The sequence below is a fragment of the Vibrio japonicus genome, assembly GCF_024582835.1.
In the GTDB taxonomy this organism is placed as follows: domain Bacteria; phylum Pseudomonadota; class Gammaproteobacteria; order Enterobacterales; family Vibrionaceae; genus Vibrio; species Vibrio japonicus.
Window position 1 is genome coordinate 65,765 of record NZ_CP102096.1, and the last position, 20,826, is coordinate 86,590.

Genomic DNA, 20,826 nt, shown 5'->3' on the forward strand with positions numbered 1-20,826 from the left:
AAAATCTCTACACTAAGAGCTGTAATGAATTACGGCTCTTTTTTTTGCATTCTATATCTTGTTATTGAGCCGATAAACCCACGACAATATCGACGCGCTCTGATACGTAGACAGGACTGAGTAAGGACTAGGAAAACGAACATGACGATGCGAAAGCGACCTTTAGTGAATATCTTGAGTATTTCGACACTGTTGATGGTAATGATACCTGCACCGACATTAGCAGAAGAGTTCTTATGTGATGCTATTCAGACCTCAGGCACACAGTTGCCTTTGTTAGATAAGTCTTGCCCGATTGGGAATGGCTTATGGGGTAAGCAAAAGCCGAAAGGCCAAGGTTCCAAATTCTGGATTCAGTGTGGGATTTACCCTAAGCCGTTGTCGCTTAATCGAGCAAAGCGTTTGTACCAGCACATTTCAACCGACGTTTGGATGAAACCGGAAAGCAAAGAATATCGATGCTTAATTGGGCCATATGTGGATTTTTCTCAAGCAAGTAGTGAACTTGCGAAAGTGAGAAAAGAGCAAGGCTACAAAGATGCGTTTATTCGCGAGATTCTTAATTCAGCGAATGTTAAACCTTCGGCACAAAAACCAACAGCTAAACCAGTCGAAGTTTCAGCCGAAAAACGGACTCAGGCGGTGTTTACCGCGCCTGTGAAAACGGATCTGAAACCCGAACCTAAACCAGTAGTAGAGAAGAAAAAAACGGAAGTATCTATTCGTGTACAAACAACGCTAAATGGTAAGGAATACAAAGTCCCTTATGTGATGTTTAGTGATGAGTTATTCTATATGGAGCACGATTTGCCGTGGAACCGAATGAGCTACGATGGGGCGAATAAAACTTGCCGTAGTTTAGGGATGCACCTAGCGACACCAGCGGATTGGAAAGTACTGCTTGATTCTCAAGTGATGGCGAAAGGTAAGTGGCCGATTCATTTGCCGTATTGGGGGGCAAAGAACACAGGCTTGTTCTACAGTGGGAAAGTAAATCAGCTAAAAGGCAGCTCGAAGTTAAATGTATTGTGTGTGAAGTAACGTGGCTAGAGTTTTGAAATCCAGAAATTAAAACAAAGCCCCGCAGTGCGGGGCTTGATTTTTTTGACTAACCTAGTCTTGAATGATGCGGTAGTTCGATAATAAATCCTGCATCAATTGCTCATTGCGAGTGTATAAGCCGTAGTCTTTCGAAGAAACAAAGTTCTGCTCTGTGCTCCACTTAATGCCAATGTAGAAGTCACCAAAATCGCGGTTAACGTAACGGTAGCGCGTTTTGTAGTCAGACATTTCGCCCGTTTCCTCTAAAACCAATTGATCTGCACCGTTGCCGTCTTGCTCTACTCGGTAGTTTCCAGGAGTATGGAAACCTGTCGGTAGGATTGACTCAAAAGCGTAAGTATCCGTTTGGTATGTTAACTTACCTGAAGCGTAACTTAGTTCTGGGCCGTCCAACTCTTCAATATGCCCGCTGGTCGCTTCTACCGTCATATCGTATTCCACGACACTTTCAGCTACTTTTTCTGCAACTGCCAATGTTTGGGCAAATGGAGTGTTTGTTGAGTCAAGCCAGAATAACTGCTCCGAGCCAATTTTGACCAACATCTGATATTGGTTATCCATGGTAATGTTTTGGTAGAGTACTGTTGAAACGAAACCACCTTCGTCTTTCAAAGTCCCGTTTTCTAACGTAACACCCCAACAGTCTTGGTTTTGGTAGTCTAGGTAGCTTGGTAGTGAGTCTAGATCAGACAGCAGTTCTATACCTTGGTTGCTAATGTTACCTTTGTAGAAAGTGGTCGTTTCTAAATCGCTTGAGCCCCAACAGAACTCAAGGCCATTAAGACCCTTTTTCAGTGTCGCGTATCCGATTTCACCATCATGCCCGGCAAAGCTGCCCATTTTCCAAACTCGGCCGTCGAAATGTTCTTCTGTGAATCCTCGCTCTGCGGTTAAAGGTGGCTCCGGATCAACAGTTGTGCCTTCAGCGATAGCAGGCAGTTCAAACATTACGTATGGCTCATCTGCATTAACGCTGTCTTTGGCGTAAACGTATAGGTGTTCAGCTCCTGCTTCTGCTGAGTTAGGAACTGGACCATCGAATGAAACGTTGCCGTTACTATCCTGCAATACTTGGAAGCCTGTCTGCTCCCCACTATTGACGCTTAGCGAAGATAAAACACGGTAGGTCAGTATATCTGAATCAGCATCGTCAAATAGCGCTGAGATGTTCAATGTATCAAGAGGTTGTTCACCTTCAACCCATTGCCAAGTACTGATTTCATCTTGTAGCTGAACTTTTACATCTTCGTTGATCACTGGCGCTGTGTTTGGCGCTTCAACGGTTACTGTGAAGGTTAGCGGGTAAGAGCGTGCTTTATGTTCGTCAGTCGCAAACACTTGGTATGTAAATACGCCAGCTGATACTGGAGTGCCGCTGATTTCGCCAGTTGTCGAGTCAATGGATAAACCATGCAGCCCATCACCTACTTTTAGAACTTTTAGCTCGTATGTTAGCTTGTCATCGTCACTATCGGTAAATGACACAGTGAATGATGCAATAACATCGCCTAGCACGACTGTGATTGGCTCAATCGTCTGAGAGCTTGTTGGGCGGTGGTTCTTCTCTACCACAACTGGGTTGTCATCTGCTGGTATAGTGATAACAGGAGCAAAATCCGCCACATTACCGTTGTTTTCGATAATATCGTTCGCTTCTTTCGCAACGAGATCTGCAACTTCTAGTTGTTTCTCGACATCAATGTCAGCGTTATCAACGAGTACTTCACCGATTGCATTTAGCGCTTGAGCTTCTTTAGATTCGTCTGCTTTCGCGATGTAGTCGCCAAAAATCATTGAAGCATCTACTTTTAGACCCGATTTAGTAACAGCTTCAACTACGGCCTTTTTCGCTTCTTTTATCGCTGTTTCTATGTCTAGAGTCGAATCTACTTTTAGTTGATTAGCAACCTTTTTAACGACCATATTGGTCATCGGGTTAACAACGGTGGAGCCTGAAGTTGAAGCAAGTGAGAAGTCTTCAGTAATGAAGCCGCGAGTAGTATCTTCCGTTTGACCAGCGACTGCTTGAATAAATACCGTCTGAGATTTGTATTTTTCCGGAAGGGTAAACTTGCCGTATTCGTTTGTAACGATATCCAGCTTAGTATCTTCACTGATGTCTAAGATTAAGTTTTCGTTTGTATCTACCCATACGGCTGCGTTTTTCAAGTAACCATCAATTGCAGTGATTTCTACTCCACTTTGCGAACTTTGCGTAGTTGATGTGCTGCTATCATCATTATCTGAGCCACCGCACCCTGTAAGTGCAATAGCCACTGACGCTGCTAGTAAACTTAGTTTTTTCATTCTGAATAATCCTTTAATTTTTTATGCTTTTCTAGATAGGCTTATTTAAGCCAAATGTTTAGCTATCTAAAAAGAGAGACATTTTTATTGGATTTTTCATAGAGGTTCAAGGTACGGAAAACAAGAGAAAAGCCGTAAAATATTTTTAAACTTTTCCACTTATTTATTGGGGATATCTGTTTGCGGTCTGAAATGATAAGAAAACAGCTAAACAGTAGTGAGCTTTGACTGAAGCCAACTACGAGAAAACTTCAGGTCTTTTTCAATCAGGCTATTACTGCATTCTAAAAGTTCGCTGATCTCTTGGTTTTTTAAGCCGATCAGGTACTTTAGTGTTAAGGCTTTGGATTGGCGAGGGTAAAGCTCGCTAAAGCAATCTAGCGCTTTATTCAGTTCGATGAGTTGCTCTGTGTCACTCTCTTTCGTGCAGCTCCAGTCTTTGGTTTTCTGCCGTTTCTTTGCTTGATTGGCTCGAGCATTATCAATAAGGATTTGACGCATGACTTGAGTGACCATCAAATAATACTCGCGCTGGTTTTGTATGTGGCTTGTTTTGGAGCTCGATATTTTGACGTAAGACTCATGAATCAAAATGGTCGTGCTGCATGCTCTATCAAGCATCTCGATATTGGTGTCACCATACTTATTAGCACATCGCTCCCTCTCTTTACGTGCAATCTTTCTCAGTTGCAAATACGCACTACGGTACAGTAAGTTTTCCGCCTGTTTGTCGCCAGATTGCCATCCATGGATAAGGTCAGTTAACTTTGAGTCACTTGTCATATCACGTTCTCCTTTTCCCCAGCCGTGTCGTTCGTGGATCTATTCTGGTCAAGGCTGATATCCGTGAGGAGCTCTACCGTATGGGGGGAGTTGCTTTGAGACATCTCTTCGATGAGCCGTTGAGTCATCAGTTTTTGTTGTTCTAGCTGATTGTGCTTTGTAAAGAGCGCTGTCGATAAGCCGGTACCAATTGCTGCTATTGCGAGTAGGAGAGCACAATTGATAGGGCGACGTTGTAGTAAGCAAAGTTGAGGATAAAACCATAAGTGGCGTCTGAGTGAAATCGGCTTTGACGCGATGATTGCTTCAATGTCCACTTTCAGTTGCTCTACAGAATGGTAGCGTTGACTTATCTCAGCCTGAGTTGCGTGATTCTGGATGGCCTTTAAATCCGATAAGGCCGATTCATTGGGAAACAACCAGAGCAAGATCTGACCAAGAGAGTAAACATCACTTTGATACGCCATCGCTTGTCCAGCTTGTTGTTCTGGGCTCGCAAACTGTTGGCTATAAGCGAATATGCCATAGGAATATGAATAGGAGTGTGTTGGAGCGAGATTGAAATCTATCAGCTTCACTATTTGATGCTGGTGGTTTATCAGGACATTTTCAGGTTTGAGATCCCCATGCAAAATTCCGTTTTGATGCGCGTGCTCCACGGCTGAGCAGATCTGAACAAAAAGCTTAAGTTTGCCTGAGCGTGAGAGTGTGATTTGCTCTATATATTCCTTGAAGTTAGGTCCTTCTACTTGCTCCATCACAATGTACACATCGCCGTCATGGATCCCGCCATCAAACACTTTGGCGATGTGGGGGTGATTCAACTTAGCCAGCAGCTGAGCTTCATCAAACAGGGCGTGGTGACTGAACAGCCCTATTATGTCTGATTGCAGAAACTTGATTGCGAGCTTTTGGTCGAAAGCCTTATCCGCACGACAAGCGGCATAAACCACCCCCATACCACCCCGACCAATTTCATGCAGGATTTGGTATTTGTCGACGGTTTGATGACTGTAGTCAGTCTGCTGAAGTAGGCTATTTTGAAGCGTACGATGAAAAAGCTGATCTAAATTATCAGAGCTTTCCGCATTAATTAGAGCAGAGACTTCCTGATAGAGCTCTGGCTGACTTTGTCTGATCTGTTCAAGCTTCGCTTGCTTTTGTTGCTCATCTAAGTCCAGCAACAAGTAGTACAGCTGGGTTTTGCTAGTGTCTAGATTCACTGCGTGTTGATTGATATTGTTTCTTATGCGCACAGTGTAATGAGAAATGGAATGCTTATCTCACTATTTTCTTAAAATTGAGATGGTTATGAGGTTATTGATATTTATCATACTAAAAAGCAGCCGACTTCGGCTGCTTTTCATACATATGCTTAAGGAGTATTAACGCCTTAGCTTATCTCATGGTAACGAATTCTTCCGAGCCAGTTGGGTGGATGGCAACCACAGAGTCGAAGTCTGCTTTGGTTGCACCCATCTTCATCGCAACACCGAAGCCTTGAATCATTTCATCAACAGTGAAGCCGATACCATGTAGGCCAACAACCGTTTCTTCTTCGCCCGCGCAGACTAGCTTCATCTTACATGGTTGACGGTGCTTAGTGACCGCGGTGTACATCGCAGTAAAGCCAGACGTGTAGACTTTGATGTTGTCTTTGCCGTACTTTTCTTCGGCTTCTTGTGTGGTTAAACCGATAGTACCGATAGGTGGGTGGCTGAATACAACGGTTGGAACCAAATCGTAGTCCATCTTCGCGTTTGGCTTGTTGTTGAACAGACGCTCAGAAAGCTGGCGACCTGCTTTAACTGCAACTGGAGTTAGCTCAATACCACCTTCCATAATGTCGCCAACACAGTAGATGCCGTTCACGTTAGTTTGCTGGTATTCGTCTACCTTGATGTAGCCTTTGTCGTTAGTTGCAACGCCTGTTGACGCAAGGTTGATCGCGTCTGTTGCTGGGTGACGACCGATTGCCCAGATCAGTTGGTCAACGTTTTGGCTCTCACCGTTTTCTAGGTGTAGAGTCAGGCTGCCGTCTGCTTCTTTTACCACTTCTTTTGGTACTGAATGCGTGTGCAATTTTGGACCTTCTGTGTCCATCACTTCAACTAATGTGTCGATGATCATTGGATCAAAGCTACGCAGTGGTGACTCTTTACGTACGAATAAGTGAGTTTCAGTACCCAAAGCGTGAAGAACACCTGCGATTTCAACCGCGATGTAACCTGCACCAATAACTGCAACGCGTTTTGGTTGTTCTGCTAGGTCAAAGAAGCCGTTTGAATCGATGCCGTATTCTGCACCAGGGATGTTTGGAATAGTTGGACGACCACCAACAGCAATCAGGATGTGATCCGCTGTGTAGTGCTCACCGTTTACTTCAACCGTTTTCTCATCGACGAACTTAGCAAAGCCTTTGATCACGTTAACTTTGTTGTTGCCAAGAACGCGGTCGTAAGACTGGTGGATACGACCAATGTACGCCTGACGACTCTCAACCAGTTTGCTCCAATCGAAGCCTTTTACGTCTACGTCGAAGCCGTAGTCTTCTGCATACAGGTTCATCGCTTCAGCGATTTGCGCGCCGTGCCACATTACTTTCTTTGGCACACAGCCAACGTTTACACACGTACCGCCAAGGTCTTGAGCTTCGATTAGCGCTACTTTAGCACCGTACATTGCCGCGCGGTTTGCTGATGCGATACCGCCGCTGCCGCCGCCGATACAGATATAGTCAAAATGAGTCGCCATTACTTTCTCCGTTTATCTAGGGGCGAGGGCTGGTTATTCACTTTCGTGACGCCGCAAGCTCCCTGAGAGTTTAAATGTATTCTTGTATATTAAGGATGAATCGGTTGAACTCAATCCATCCCATTTTAATTTGCTGTTACAGAGCCTTACTCAGGAACAATCCAATCTACTTTCCAATGACCGGTCGCCGGTGCAATGGCTTCTTTAAGGAAAGGCAAAATCTCTTTCATTTGGCTTTCCAGTTTCCACGGTGGGTTAATGACAATCATGCCAGATGCGGTCATACCGTGCTCGTTGGTATCCGGTGCCACGCCCAACTCAATTTGTAAGATTTTGCGAATGCCTAGGCTTTCTAGACCTTCGATCATGTCGTCGATGTCGTGACGATTGACCACAGGATACCAAATTGCGTAGATACCCGTCGCCCAGCGTTTGTGGCTTTGCCAGATCGCTTGCACTACATCGCGGTACTCTTTTGCCAGCTCGTAAGGTGGGTCAATCAGCACCAAACCTCGGCGCTCTTGTGGTGGCAAGCTCGCTTTCAGGCGTTTAAAACCATCTTCTTTATAGATGCTGACCTGGCGATCGCGATGAAACTCTTGTTCAAGCAACGGGTAATCGCTTGGGTGTAATTCGGTCAGCACCATGCGATCTTGTTTGCGTATTTGAGCGCGTGCTACACGCGGTGAGCCAGGGTAGTAACGCAGTTTGTCACCGTTGTTCAGCGCTTTAATTGCATCTAGGTAGCCGTGAAGGTCTTCTGGGATGTCTTTCTGATCCCACACTCGCGCGATACCTTGTTTGTATTCGCCCGTTTTCTCTGACCACTCATGCGTTAAATCGTAACGACCCACACCAGAGTGCGTATCGTGATAGACAAAAGGCTTATCTTTCTGTTTTAGGGAATCTAGGATAAGGCTTTGAACAATATGCTTTATTACGTCAGCGTGGTTTCCAGCGTGAAAGCTATGGCGATAACTTAACAAAATATTTCTCTCAGAATCGGTGCGAGGCGCATCATGAATAATGGCACTTAGTATACGTTACTATTGAAAATTGCAGAACCTACCTATATTTACTATCTAACACAAACGATAAGTAGCAAAGATGACTCAAGAGGTACATCTTTGAATCAAAAGGAATGTTTTATGTCTAATCCACTACTGACTTTTACGGATCTCCCTCCGTTTTCTCAGATTAAACCTGAGCACGTAAAACCTGCTGTTGAGCAGGCCATTGCGGACTGCCGCGCGAAGATTGAGCAAGTGTTAAAAGATAACGAAGCTCCTAACTGGGAAAACGTGATTGCGCCGATTGAAGAAGTGGATGATCGCCTAAGCCGCATTTGGTCACCAGTGAGCCATATGAACTCAGTCGTGAACAGCGATGAGTTGCGCGAGGCATACGAAAGCTGCTTACCAATGTTGTCGGAGTACGGTACTTGGGTTGGTCAGCACAAAGGGTTATTTGAAGCGTACAAAGCGATTAAAGCGGATGAGTCTTATGAAGAGTTGACGCAAGCGCAGAAGAAAACCATCACAGATTCTCTACGTGATTTCGAATTGTCCGGTATCGGTTTGCCAGCGGACGAGCAGCACCGTTACGGCGAAATTAGCAAACGTATGTCGGAGCTAGGCTCTAAGTTCTCAAACAATGTGTTGGATGCCACCATGGGTTGGACAAAGCACGTGACCGACGAAAAAGAACTTGCAGGTATGCCAGACTCTGCACTGGCAGCGGCGAAAGCAGCAGCAGAAGCTAAAGAGCTGGATGGTTACTTACTGACACTAGATATTCCGTCTTACCTACCAGTGATGACTTATTGTGATAACCAAGAGCTGCGTAAAGAGTTGTATGAAGCGTACGTCACACGTGCATCGGATCGCGGTCCGAACGCAGGTAAGTGGGACAATAGTGAGATCATTAACGAACAGCTAAAACTGCGACACGAAATTGCACGCATGCTTGGTTTTAACACCTTCAGTGAAAAGTCACTGGCAACCAAGATGGCTGAAAATCCATCTCAGGTTCTAGGCTTTTTGAATGACTTAGCCAGCAAAGCGAAATCACAAGGTGAACGTGAAGTCGAAGACCTACGTCAATTTGCGAAGAGTGAGTTTGGTGTAGAAGAACTGAACCTTTGGGATATTGCTTACTACAGCGAAAAACAAAAACAACATCTATTCCAAATCTCAGATGAAGAATTGCGCCCATACTTCCCGGAAGCGAAAGCGGTAAGTGGTCTGTTCGAAGTGCTTAAACGCGTTTTCGGCATGACAGTGAAAGAGCGCGAAGGCGTGGATACCTGGCATGAGTCAGTTCGCTTTTTTGATATCTTCGATTCAGAGAACAAACTACGCGGCAGCTTCTATCTAGACCTATACGCGCGTGAGCACAAACGTGGCGGTGCGTGGATGGATGAATGTCGTGTACGTCGCATCAATGGCGAAGGTGAATTACAAACGCCAGTGGCTTACCTGACGTGTAACTTTAACCGTCCTATCGGTGATAAACCTGCGTTGTTTACTCACGACGAAGTGGTCACGCTATTCCACGAATTTGGTCACGGCATCCACCATATGCTGACTCAAGTTGAAACAGGTTCGGTTTCTGGCATCAATGGTGTGCCTTGGGATGCAGTCGAACTACCAAGTCAGTTCTTAGAAAACTGGTGTTGGGAAGAAGACGCGCTGGCGTTTATCTCCGGTCACTATGAAACGGGTGAACCGCTACCAAAAGAGATGTTGGATAAAATGCTGGCGGCGAAGAACTTCCAGTCGGCGATGTTTATCCTGCGTCAGCTAGAGCTTGGTTTGTTCGACTTTACCTTGCACACAGAATTCGATCCAGAAGTCGGCCCGCGCGTATTGGAAACGCTGGCTGAAGTAAAATCGAAAGTCGCGGTGCTACCAAGTTTAGAATGGAACCGATTCTCACACAGCTTTAGCCATATTTTTGCTGGTGGTTACAGCGCTGGCTACTACAGCTACTTGTGGGCAGAAGTATTGTCGTCGGATGCGTTCTCTCGCTTTGAAGAAGAAGGCATTTTCAACGCGGAAACGGGTAAGAGCTTCTTGAATAACATCCTTGAGATGGGTGGCAGTGAAGAGCCAATGGAACTGTTCAAACGCTTCCGTGGTCGCGAGCCTAAAATTGATGCTTTGTTGCGTCACTCAGGTATCAGCGCCTAACTCAGGTATCATCGCCTAACACTGAGATTTAAAACACCAATGCCCTCTGTCTCGAGGGCATTGTTCTATCGGTCAGTTGTTTCACTCGTTAACTTGCGACTCTGTTTTTCAAAAGTCTATCAATAGAGAAAGGCCCCGCCCCCCAAACTACAATCATTAAAATCATCAACCCCCAAAGCTGGTGGTCATAGAATCCCTTTTCCCAAAGCAATGGATAAGACACGACAGCGATAATATTGAATACAAACAGAATCGCAGCCATCGGTCTTGTCAGTAGTCCTAAAGCGACAAATATCGGTAGAGTCAGCTCTGCGGCAGTCCCCAGATAAGCGGCCATTTGCCAAGGAAGTAGTGGCACTTGGTATTCATATTCAAATAGATAAAGCGTGCTATCCCAGGTAGCAACCTTAGTCAGGCCCGAATTGAAAAAGACATAAGCGACCCATAAGCGGCAAAACAGTAGGAGAACAGGAACAAATACACACTGCGCTTTGCCAATCAGCGAGTCATAGGTCTCAATGACATTCTTAATTGCAGTCGACATACTTAGCTCCTTAACCTTTCAGCGAGAATCCCGCCACAAGATGGTTGTCCAATAGAAAACTTAGGTGCGATAAGCACTCGGCCGGTATATCGCCTAAACGCGCACCTGAATGAAGAAGTAGAAGCAGCTGGAATGGCTCGGGCGTCAAAGCCAAGCTCCAACTTTCGTTGCCAGCGAGGTGGCAAATCACCCCTTGTTCTGCTTGGTCGAGCACGAGATCGTCGTACTGTTGGTTATCAACGGCGACTTTTAGTGAAAATACCGCAAATTCAGATTGAAAAGGTAAAACGCCCGGTTGTAGATGTAATTGGATATCCGCGTGCTTATTTTCCGGTATGTCGCTCAGCAGTGCTAACGGCATCGACGCTTCTTCAATGGTCATGTTGTCGTGAAGTTGTTGAGCGTTATCCATTTGCCACTCAAACTCGGCGACATCTGTGATGTATGGTGCGGCTTTAATAACAGCAGGGAATTTGTTGATGGTGTGGGAAAAGTGCTCACCGTAGTGACTGACATCACCAGATGTTAATGGGTGATCCAATACATGCTGTCGCGCCAGTTGGGTAAAACACTCCCCGCCAACCAGAGCTAACACCAATGGATAGCTTGCTTGTAGCACTTCACTTAAGCTGATAATAAAGTTGTTGCGATAGATCTGAACGCGTTCATCTGCGCTAAATGCATCACTCACGACATCACATTCCTCGCCAGTTGCGTTGTAGCGGAGTGCATCAGAAAAGCGGCTCTGTAGTTTAGCGAGCGGTAAAGTCATGACGCTTTCCTCCCGTCTTTCGAGCGGTAAGTTTGTAGCCTTTGGCTGGCTTTCTCTGCTTCTGCGAGCAGTACGTCTGGCGTGGGGATATCTAAATCCCACTCGATTAATGTATGGCGAGGCCCATGCTGCACCAACCATTGCTCGAACAATTGCCATACTTCATCACAAACAGGTTTACTGTGGGTATCAATCCAAATCTCGCCTTGCTCAAGCTGCTTGATGGTAAATCCGGCTAAATGAATTTCATCGACTGCATTGGCGGGAATCGCATTGAGATAAGTCGTGGCATCAAAGCCGTGATTAAACGCCGAAACGTAAATGTTGTTTAAGTCGAGCAGCAGTCGGCACGCTGTGCGTCGCTGCACTTCACTGAGAAACTCCCACTCTGAAATCGTGGAGTGATTGAATTTGAGGTAACTTGACGGGTTTTCTATCAGCATTGGGCGCTGCAGGTAATCTTGTACCTCGTCGACATTACGGCAGAAAACGTCTAACGCTTCTTCTGTATAAGGCAAAGGCAGCAAGTCATTAAAATAGTGGCCACCATTTTCGCTCCAGCTTAAATGGTCTGATACGAGAAAAGGGTCTAATTCATCAATCAGGTGTTTCAGTTTCTTGAGATGAGATTGGTTTGGGCGCTCAACACTGCCGAGTGATAACCCAATGCCATGGCAGCTTATTTGATAATCATTGGCCAATTGACGCAGTGTTTGCCTTGCTACGGAGTAGGGTTGAAAGTAGTTCTCGCTGTGGATTTCTAACCAAGCCAGCTTTGGCCTTTCATTGACGAAATAGTCGAGGTGTGGCGAGCGTAATCCAACACCTGTGTGCGGGTCATAGTGTTTGGTAGTCACGGGCGAGTCCTTACGTGTAAAGAGAAGAATGGCGGCCTGAATTCAATTGGCCGCCATCATAAGGCCGGCTTGTAATGGCAAAACGATTAAGAAGACTGAGTACTACCGCCAGCAAGTTTGTCACAAAGTCCCTTAGGAACGACAACAAACGCGTCTTTTTGGCTGTCTTCTTTTGCTGTACCCGCACAAGAACCTGCTTTGGTGGCGCAGTCGTTTTTACCCGCTTTGGCAACGCCGTAGCATTTCTCTTTTTCAGCTGCGACTGCATGATTGGCTGTGAGCATTGTGCCACCTAGAGCGAGTAGACCTGTAACAGCGGCAGTAACGGCAAGATTTGACTTTTTCATGGTAGTTTCCTCTGACTTTATTTCTTTTTTCCTAGATAAATAGCCCTTAGAGCTATGCAAACCAATTAAGTGTTGTGTGATTCTTGACCAGCTTGCTTATTCAAAAAGAAAGAAGAGGAATAAAAAAACTTTCAAATAATTAATGATAAATTCGTGAGTTATTGGTTGTGCTTATGTAAGTTTCTGATAAGTGGTTGAAAATAATCAACGAATTTTTTCTCTCTTTTCCCCTGAAATGGCATCGGTGTTTAGGTTATAATCAATTTTCATGTATAGATAACCAGTAGCTGAGCTCAGAATGGATCCTTCATTACTTCTCGACGGTCTCAATGACAAGCAGCGTGAAGCCGTTGCCGCCCCACTAGAAAACCTACTTGTCCTTGCTGGCGCAGGCAGTGGTAAGACACGTGTGCTTGTACACCGCATTGCTTGGCTAATGTCTGTTGAACAAGCCTCGCCGTTTTCGATTATGTCGGTGACGTTCACCAACAAGGCGGCGGCAGAAATGCGTGGCCGTATTGAAGAACTCATGATGGGCAGTGCATCTGGTATGTGGAACGGCACGTTCCATGGAATTTGTCACCGCATTCTTCGCGCGCATTATTTGGATGCTAAGTTGCCGGAAGATTTCCAAATCATTGACACCGATGATCAGCAAAGATTACTCAAGCGCTTAATTAAAGCCCAGAACCTAGATGATAAGCAGTGGCCTGCGCGTCAGGTTGCTTGGTGGATCAACGGTAAAAAAGATGAAGGCTTACGCCCTAGCCATATCGATGCTTATCACGACCCGGTGACCAAGACGTACCTGCAACTGTATAGCGCGTATCAAGAAGCCTGTGACCGTGCGGGATTGGTCGACTTTGCTGAGATCTTGTTGAGAACGCACGAGTTATTGCGTGATAACAAGTTTGTTCGCGAGCACTACCAAGCGCGCTTTAAGCACATTCTGGTCGACGAATTCCAAGATACCAACAACATTCAGTACGCTTGGCTTCGAATGATGGCGGGTCCGGATTCGCACGTAATGATCGTCGGCGATGATGATCAGTCAATTTACGGCTGGCGCGGGGCAAAGATCGAGAACATCGAAAAATTCACTCAAGAGTTCCCGAGTGTAAACACCATCCGTTTGGAGCAAAACTACCGTTCAACCAAGACGATTCTTGAGGCGTCGAATACGTTGATCGCCAATAACACTGAGCGAATGGGGAAAGAGCTCTGGACCGAAGGCGCGGAAGGTGAGCCGATTTCCGTGTACTCGGCATACAACGAACTGGATGAAGCCCGCTTTGCAGTCAACAAAATTAAAGAGTGGCAGGAGAAAGGCGGCGCACTTAATGACGCGGCGATGTTATACCGAAACAACGCCCAGTCGCGTGTTCTGGAAGAAGCATTAATTCAAGCGGGTTTACCGTATCGAATCTACGGCGGGATGCGATTCTTCGAGCGTCAAGAGATCCGCGACGCGTTGGGCTATCTGCGTTTGATGTCGAACCGCAACGATGACGCGGCGTTTGAGCGTATCGTAAATACACCGACTCGTGGTCTTGGCGATAAAACGTTGGAAACTATTCGTTTTGCCGCGCGCGATCAGGGCAGCACTATGTGGCAAGCCAGTTTACGCCTGTTGGAAGACAAAGTGCTGGCAGGACGAGCGGCGAGTGCATTAGGGCGTTTTATCGAACTGATCAATGCAATGGAAGACGACACTTGCGAGTTGCCATTGCACGAGCAAACCGACCACGTGATTAAGTACTCGGGCTTGTTCGCGATGTACGAGCAAGAAAAAGGTGAGAAGTCTAAGGCTCGTATTGAGAACTTGGAAGAATTGGTGACTGCGACTCGTCAATTTGAAAAGCCAGAAGAAGCGGAAGAAATGCCGATACTGATTGCTTTTTTGACTCACGCAGCTTTAGAAGCGGGTGAAGGTCAGGCGGATGAATTTGAAGATGCCGTACAATTGATGACTTTGCACAGCGCAAAAGGGTTGGAGTTCCCATTAGTGTTTATGGTGGGTGTCGAAGAGGGGATGTTCCCGAGCCAAATGTCCGCAGAAGAAGCGGGACGTTTGGAAGAAGAACGCCGTCTTTGCTATGTGGGTATGACTCGCGCGATGGAAAAACTCTACATCACGTATGCAGAAATGCGCCGTTTGTACGGTCAAGACAAATACCATAAACCGTCTCGCTTTATTCGTGAATTACCAGAGGCGTGCTTAGACGAAGTGCGCATGAAAGCACAGGTGAGCCGTCCAGCAAGTTCTGGTCGCTTTAGCCAAACCGTAGTCAAAGAGAGCTTTAACGAAACTGGCTTTAGTCTGGGTGCGCGTGTGATGCATCCTAAGTTTGGTGAAGGAACCATTATCAACTTTGAAGGTAGTGGTCCGCAAAGCAGGGTTCAGGTCGCTTTTAACGGCGAGGGCATCAAGTGGCTTGTTACCGCTTACGCCAAGTTGGAAAAGCTATAACTAAAACCAAAGAAAGCGCTAACCGAGTTAGCGCTTTTTTATTGCTTACAACGTGTAGTCATTACGCTCATCGGCACGCTCAGAAAGGTACTCGATAAATTCAAATTGCAGATTATTGCCATCCAAGTAGTAAACGCTTTTACGGTGTGGATGCTCACCACCTAAATGATCGAGTTCGTAACCGTGTTGGCGTAAGCGTTCAATCACGTCTTCTAAGTTGGGGACTGCGATGCCGAGGTGCTTGACGCCGGTCCATTTTAACGTCCAGTCTTGCGCTGGGCCGTCACCACCAGACTGCACAGTGATGTATTGATTATCGTCGCCAACATGATACCAATCGACTGTTTGTCCGATTGGCGAGTCCCAATCGCCACCGCCACGCACTCTCCACGTTGGGATCGCGGCGAGTAAAAAATCGACAGTGGCTTGGGCATTATCAACGCTCAAATTGGCGTGTTCTAGGTAATAGCTCATGGTCTTACATCCTTGTTTTAAGTTGATTTTAGGTGTGGATGTAATGACTTTAAAACCTCAAGTTAAATAGAGGTCAACAGCAATAATAAGATTTATTGAAAAATAAAGATGGGTGAGATTCAGATAAAGAAAAACCCCGAGGGCTTGCGCCCATCGGGGTTATAGTCTTACTCGCAGCAATCCGGCTACTAAAAGTGCTCCATGCATCAAATCCTTGATAGTATGCTGACTTCCTTCAGCTTAATCCTTTCATCGCCTTCCTAGCGGTGTCCTTGACCCTATCCTGGTCTGCTAACAATCCTCGTTAGCTCACGTCGCTTGTTCCCTGAGCGGTGTCCCTTTCATCATCCTGATGATAAGTTCCTTACCTCGTCCAGAGGTGTCCATTTCCCATCCTTAGTAGCAACCATCCTAGTTACTATTGCGTCCGTTCAATGTCCAATTTGCTATCCGTGCCGACTACTCATCCTGAGTAACCGTATCTTCTTCCTGAAGATTACCTAATCCTTGGTAATTTCCTGTTCCGTGTCAGTATCCTTCCGACAGGGTTCATATTAAGCCTTTGCTCGATTTCAGCAATGCGAAGAAAACGATTACATAGACGAAATATTAGTGAAAAATAATTAATGTTATTATAATTCAATTGGTTAAGTGTTATTGGTGTGTTTTCTCTTAGCAAAAAAGCTACTTTTGCTCACCCGTTTGTAAGATATCTCGCACAAACGGGCGGGCAGATCGTCTCTATTTGCCGATAGCGGCTCCTTCACGACGCGGGTCAGCGGCACCTTCTAAGCCTTCTTTGGTGAATCGAATGGCATGTAAACCGGAATTTAAGTCACGAACGTTGATTTGTAGTCCGAGTTTTTCCAGCTCAGATTTCATGCTTTCGAAGCTTGTTCCCTGTTCAATGTCGACGGTTCCAAAGCGATTAAGTAAATGTGGCTGATTGATTGCACTTTGAATATCCATTCCCCACTGCGTGTGAGCAATGATCGCTTGTGCAACATAACCGATAATGCGGCTACCACCCGGTGATCCGATCGCCATGTAAGGTTTATCGTCTTGCATGATGATGGTTGACGCCATTGAAGAACGTGGGCGCTTACCCGGTTCAAGGCGGTTGGCAATAGGTTTGCCGTCGCTGTGCGTGCGGAACGAGAAGTCGGTTAACTCGTTGTTAAGCAAGAAGCCTCTCACCATCAGCCTAGATCCAAACGCGTTTTCAATTGTAGTCGTAATTGAGACGACGTTTCCTTCGCCATCGACGACGTTGAAGTGGCTGGTGGACGGCAGTTCTATCGATTCATCCTGACTTTGCAACTGAGCATAATCCCACGGTGGCGTGCCCGCCGAGACCGATTCCAGAGCTTTTCCCGGGGTGATTAAGCTCGCGCGTTGTTTCAGATACTCCGCGTTAAGCAATCCGGTAGTTGGCATTGGAACAAAGTCTTCGTCAGCCATGTACATGCCTCGGTCAGCAAATGCGAGGGCAGACGCATCAGCGATCACTTGCCAAGATTTTGGATTTTCTGCGCCCCATCCTTTGAGGTCAAACTGCTCGGTCATCGCCAAGATTTGCCCAACGGTCAGTGCGCCTGAACTCGGTGGCCCCATACCGCATACATCATAGCTTTGGTACGGTGCACAAACGGCGTCGCGCTGTTTGATTTGATAAATATCGAGGTCTTGCTCAGCAAGAACGCCTGGGTTACCTGCGGCAGTTTGTACCGTCTTGACGATATCTGTCGCGATCTCACCTTGGTAGAAACCCTCTGCACCCTGCTTAGCAATGGTGGTTAAGGTTGCTGCGTATTCTGGGTTCTTGAGTATTGTGCCTTCGGCTTTAGGCGAACCATCTGGATTGAAGAAATACGCTTTAGTGGTTGGGAATCGGCTTAAACGCTCGGCATCTCCTTCGATAAGGCTGGCTAAGCGAGGGCTGATTTCAAAACCTTGTTGCGCCAGTTTGATCGCTGGCTCTATCAGCTTGTTCCATTCAAGTTTGCCGTATTTCTGGTGGGTCTCCCACATCAGCTTAACGGTGCCGGGTGTTCCCACGGAGCGACCGCCGACAACCGCATCGTAAAACTCAAGCGGTTCACCTTTGTCGTTTTGGAACAGAGTTGGAGTCGCAGCGAGTGGCGCGGTTTCTCGGCCATCATAGGTGGTGAGTTTTTTCTCTTTGGCATCCCAGTACACTAAGAATGCACCGCCACCAATACCGGATGACTGTGGTTCAACTAAGCCGAGCATCAACTGAGTTGTTACCATAGCATCAATTGCGTTACCGCCCTGAGCCAAAATATCTGCCCCCGCTTGGGTAGCGATTGGGTTGGCGGCGGTGACCATCCAATCTTTTGCGGTTACTAGGCGCTTTTGTTCGACGCCGGTACTCTGCTCGGGAGCGACGGAGTCTGCCGCTTGATCAGCCCAGCCAGACGTAGAGGCAAGCAAAAGGGAGGTGGTGATGAGTTTCAATGTCCACTGCATTTATTGTTCTCCTTGTTGTGTTTGCTCAACAAGATTGGCAGTGGACATTGAGTACGTCCATGAAATTGTTAGAAAAGTGTAACTTGGAGTCAGTTCTTAGACATCGATTCCGACTTGTTCATCCTTAGATACGGATGAGCAGTGCGATAACTGACTGCCAAAGAATGCTCACTCCAATCACGGTGAAAATGATCCCACATAAACCATCAATATAAACCGCGAAAGACTTCAACTTGTTTTGCAGTCGCTGCGTCGATAACGCCCATGCAAGGAATGAAAACCACGCCAAAGACAAACTCCAGAGAATAAACAGCGCAATTCCTTTCCCAGTTACTGACATGCTTGCTGGAACCAGTGTCGACATCAAACTAACGAAAAACACTAGCGCTTTGGGGTTGAGGATATTGGTAGCGAAACCGCGTGAAAAGGCTTGGCGCTTGTTGTTCAGTAATAGGCTTGAGTGGGGGATCTCTTCAGAAACCTCACTTTTTGAGCGTAGGGTTTGCCATGTTCCTTTTAGTGCGCCAAAGCCCAAGTAGAGCAGATAGCTACCGCCAGCGATTTGCACTAACGCGAATAAGGTTGGTTGTTGATGAACCAAATAACTCACGCCAGTCAGGCTCAACAACGAATGCAGCAAAATGCCAAAAGAGAGTCCAAGTGCAATGTATACGCCGGTTTGTCGGCCATATCGGGTGGCGTTTTGTACCACGAGCGCAAAGTCGGGCCCCGGGCTCATTAACGCGATAAAGTGAATCGTTGCGAGGGTTACTAATATGGAGATTTCATTCATTACTACAGGCCAACACCGTCAAAACATCGCACTATTGTGCACGGAAAACATCAACGCCGATTGTAAAAAACTGACACTAGATGAATTGAGAAGGCGACACGCCATAGGTGGCTTTAAACGCTTTGCTAAAATGGGCTTGATCGTAAAAGCCGATTTGGTGAGCCACTTCGGTTCCACACAGTCCTGATTTTAGTAACCTCATGCCTTTTTCCAGGCGTAATCGACTTAGCCATGCATACGGCGTTAGGCCGACTCTGGCTTTAAAGTGGCGTTGAAATTGCGTCGGACTGAGTTGGCACAGCTCAGAAAGTTGCTCCAGTCTGACCGGCTGATCAAGATTTTCCATCAAGTACTCTTTGAGCGTATTGACGGACTGCTGACCCAAAGGAATGGCTGCTTTTTGTGCCAACGCTCCGTAACGGGTAAAGAGCTGACTAAAGCCCTCATAGGGTAAACAGTCTTTTGCGAGTTGGCTGATGTTATTTTGGGTCAATGAATGGTGAAGCCGAGCTAAGGGTTTGAACACGCCGGGATCATGGATGATAAGTTCACTAAAACTGATCGTGTTACCCGGGCGTTTTAACTCGGCCAAATCACTCAGCCACTGCGGGTCGATGGAAAAGACTTTTACTTGATAGCCAGAATCTAGCAGTGAATGACCATCGTGTAGCTCATCGGGTGGCATGATGACAATCTGCCCGCTGCCAACTTGATAAGAGCAGCCTTGGTAATGAAACTTTTGCTGTCCATCGGTGATAAGGCCAATATGAAAATCAAGGTGATAATGACGCTGAAACGCAAACTTTTGGTAGTTTGCATCGATCAGGCTGATCTCTTGGTTTTGCGTTTTGTGGTAATTGACCTTATCCATGGTACAAAAAAAGCTTGGTGAAGATTTCACCAAGCTTATAGTGCGAATGTCGGTTTGTCTTGTAAAAAACGATCACTTCGCCAGTGCGGACGCTCGCGATTGCTTGCTGGTTTTTAATCCATCAAAACTAAATACCACCAACGCACCCCAAATAAAGGCAAAGGTGATGGCTTTATCTGAGGTAAATACTTCTCCGTAAACCAGTACCGCGAGTAAGAACATTAGGCTCGGACCGATATATTGGAAGAAACCCAGAGTCGACAGTTTGAGTCGGGTCGCAGCGCCAGTAAAGCAAAGCAGTGGCAGGGTAGTGATAACACCCGCAGCAACGAGAAGCACGTTCAGGTTTAACGAGTTTTCAGCCATATTTGAGGTTGGAGAGTTGGCAAACCACAGAAGATAAATAGCCGCTGCAGGTAGTAAGACTAAGGTTTCTATAAAGAGTCCTGTTTGGGCATCCAAGCTGACCTTCTTTCGTAGCAAGCCATAAAAGCCAAAACTGAACGCTAATGCGATTGCGACAATTGGCACTGAGCCAAAAGCAACCAGCTGAACGATGACGCCACAAGCCGCCAACGCCACTGCGAACCACTGCAGTTTACGCAGCCTTTCGCCGAGGAAAATCATTCCGAGGACGACGTTAATCAATGGGTTGATGTAGTAACCCAAGCTGGCATCGAGCATATGATTGGCGTTCACCGCCCAAATAAAAATCAACCAGTTTGCCGCGATGATAACCGACGTCGACAGCAAGTAAGCCATTTTCTTCTTTGATTGAAACACATCTCTCACGCTACGCCAGCGTCGGCTAAAATGCAGTAGCAGTGCTAATAAGACAAAGGACCAAATGACACGATGGCTTAGGATCTCAAGCGGTGAGACGTCACTGATGGCTTTAAAATAAATTGGTGCGACGCCCCACATGGTGTAGGCACCAATGGCGAGCAATACGCCTTGCTTCGCTCTTTGCTGTTCTTCTGGTGTCATTAAATAATCTCAACACGACGTTTACAAATTGAAACATCCAGTATACGAACGAGTTTGAAAATCACCTAGAAATTTGCTGTTTTATTCACCCTGATTCCCCACTACAATGTGCCCCTTGCACTTC

General features: G+C 46.3%; 17 protein-coding genes. 3 read left to right on the forward strand and 14 right to left on the reverse strand.

All coding sequences use genetic code 11. The features are described from left to right. Positions 1-141: 141 nt before the first annotated feature. The gene (locus NP165_RS00315) at positions 142-1,041 is read left to right on the forward strand and encodes an SPOR domain-containing protein (RefSeq protein ID WP_257084412.1); all 900 of its coding nucleotides are present in this window, start codon (positions 142-144) and stop codon (positions 1,039-1,041) included. A 72-nt stretch (positions 1,042-1,113) separates the two neighbouring features. Here the strand turns inward: NP165_RS00315 and NP165_RS00320 are convergent, their stop codons facing one another. The 5 genes from NP165_RS00320 to NP165_RS00340 form a co-directional block, all read right to left on the reverse strand. Further along, positions 1,114-3,369: a putative Ig domain-containing protein gene (locus NP165_RS00320; protein ID WP_257084413.1), complete on the reverse strand. Its 2,256-nt coding sequence runs from the start codon at positions 3,367-3,369 to the stop codon at positions 1,114-1,116. 207 nt (positions 3,370-3,576) lie between these two features. Next, entirely contained in the window at positions 3,577-4,152 is a 576-nt protein-coding gene (locus NP165_RS00325; protein ID WP_257084414.1) for an ECF-type sigma factor, read from the reverse strand. Next, positions 4,149-5,375: a serine/threonine protein kinase gene (locus tag NP165_RS00330; protein ID WP_257084415.1), complete on the reverse strand. Its 1,227-nt coding sequence runs from the start codon at positions 5,373-5,375 to the stop codon at positions 4,149-4,151. Before NP165_RS00330 ends, NP165_RS00325 begins: the two co-directional genes overlap by 4 nt. Before the next feature lie 175 nt (positions 5,376-5,550). Continuing rightward, positions 5,551-6,906, reverse strand: a complete 1,356-nt coding sequence (gorA, locus tag NP165_RS00335; protein WP_257084416.1) for a glutathione-disulfide reductase — start codon at positions 6,904-6,906, stop codon at positions 5,551-5,553. A 146-nt stretch (positions 6,907-7,052) separates the two neighbouring features. Then, the gene (locus tag NP165_RS00340) at positions 7,053-7,892 is read right to left on the reverse strand and encodes a 23S rRNA (adenine(2030)-N(6))-methyltransferase RlmJ (protein WP_257084417.1); all 840 of its coding nucleotides are present in this window, start codon (positions 7,890-7,892) and stop codon (positions 7,053-7,055) included. Between the two features lie 162 nt (positions 7,893-8,054). On the opposite strand from NP165_RS00340, the gene prlC reads away from it, so the two are divergent. Continuing rightward, positions 8,055-10,097: an oligopeptidase A gene (gene prlC, locus NP165_RS00345; protein WP_257084418.1), complete on the forward strand. Its 2,043-nt coding sequence runs from the start codon at positions 8,055-8,057 to the stop codon at positions 10,095-10,097. Between the two features lie 88 nt (positions 10,098-10,185). Here the strand turns inward: prlC and NP165_RS00350 are convergent, their stop codons facing one another. The 4 genes from NP165_RS00350 to NP165_RS00365 all read right to left on the reverse strand — a co-directional run bounded on the left by NP165_RS00350 (position 10,186) and on the right by NP165_RS00365 (position 12,617). Continuing rightward, positions 10,186-10,641, reverse strand: a complete 456-nt coding sequence (locus NP165_RS00350) for a DoxX family protein (protein WP_257084419.1) — start codon at positions 10,639-10,641, stop codon at positions 10,186-10,188. Positions 10,642-10,651: 10 nt separating this feature from the next. Further along, a complete protein-coding gene (locus NP165_RS00355; protein ID WP_257084420.1) occupies positions 10,652-11,413 on the reverse strand; it encodes an HvfC/BufC N-terminal domain-containing protein in 762 nt (253 codons plus the stop codon). Continuing rightward, the gene (gene bufB, locus NP165_RS00360; protein ID WP_257084421.1) at positions 11,410-12,270 is read right to left on the reverse strand and encodes an MNIO family bufferin maturase; all 861 of its coding nucleotides are present in this window, start codon (positions 12,268-12,270) and stop codon (positions 11,410-11,412) included. The genes NP165_RS00355 and bufB overlap by 4 nt, the downstream gene beginning before the upstream one ends. Before the next feature lie 86 nt (positions 12,271-12,356). Continuing rightward, entirely contained in the window at positions 12,357-12,617 is a 261-nt protein-coding gene (locus NP165_RS00365; protein ID WP_257084422.1) for a BufA1 family periplasmic bufferin-type metallophore, read from the reverse strand. A gap of 298 nt (positions 12,618-12,915) precedes the next feature. Here NP165_RS00365 and uvrD point away from each other — a divergent pair, with 298 nt between their 5' ends. Then, a complete protein-coding gene (gene uvrD / locus NP165_RS00370; RefSeq protein ID WP_257084423.1) occupies positions 12,916-15,087 on the forward strand; it encodes a DNA helicase II in 2,172 nt (723 codons plus the stop codon). A gap of 45 nt (positions 15,088-15,132) precedes the next feature. On the opposite strand, the gene NP165_RS00375 is transcribed toward uvrD, so the two are convergent. The 5 genes from NP165_RS00375 to rarD all read right to left on the reverse strand — a co-directional run bounded on the left by NP165_RS00375 (position 15,133) and on the right by rarD (position 20,702). Next, entirely contained in the window at positions 15,133-15,561 is a 429-nt protein-coding gene (locus NP165_RS00375; protein ID WP_257084424.1) for a VOC family protein, read from the reverse strand. Positions 15,562-16,302: 741 nt separating this feature from the next. Next, positions 16,303-18,051, reverse strand: coding sequence for a gamma-glutamyltransferase (gene ggt, locus NP165_RS00380; RefSeq protein WP_257084425.1), 1,749 nt, complete (start codon positions 18,049-18,051; stop codon positions 16,303-16,305). A 124-nt stretch (positions 18,052-18,175) separates the two neighbouring features. After that, positions 18,176-18,844, reverse strand: a complete 669-nt coding sequence (locus NP165_RS00385) for a LysE family translocator (protein WP_257084426.1) — start codon at positions 18,842-18,844, stop codon at positions 18,176-18,178. 76 nt (positions 18,845-18,920) lie between these two features. Next, positions 18,921-19,715, reverse strand: a complete 795-nt coding sequence (locus NP165_RS00390; protein WP_257084427.1) for an AraC family transcriptional regulator — start codon at positions 19,713-19,715, stop codon at positions 18,921-18,923. Positions 19,716-19,787: 72 nt separating this feature from the next. Continuing rightward, positions 19,788-20,702, reverse strand: coding sequence for an EamA family transporter RarD (gene rarD / locus NP165_RS00395; RefSeq protein WP_257084428.1), 915 nt, complete (start codon positions 20,700-20,702; stop codon positions 19,788-19,790). Positions 20,703-20,826 lie beyond the last annotated feature (124 nt).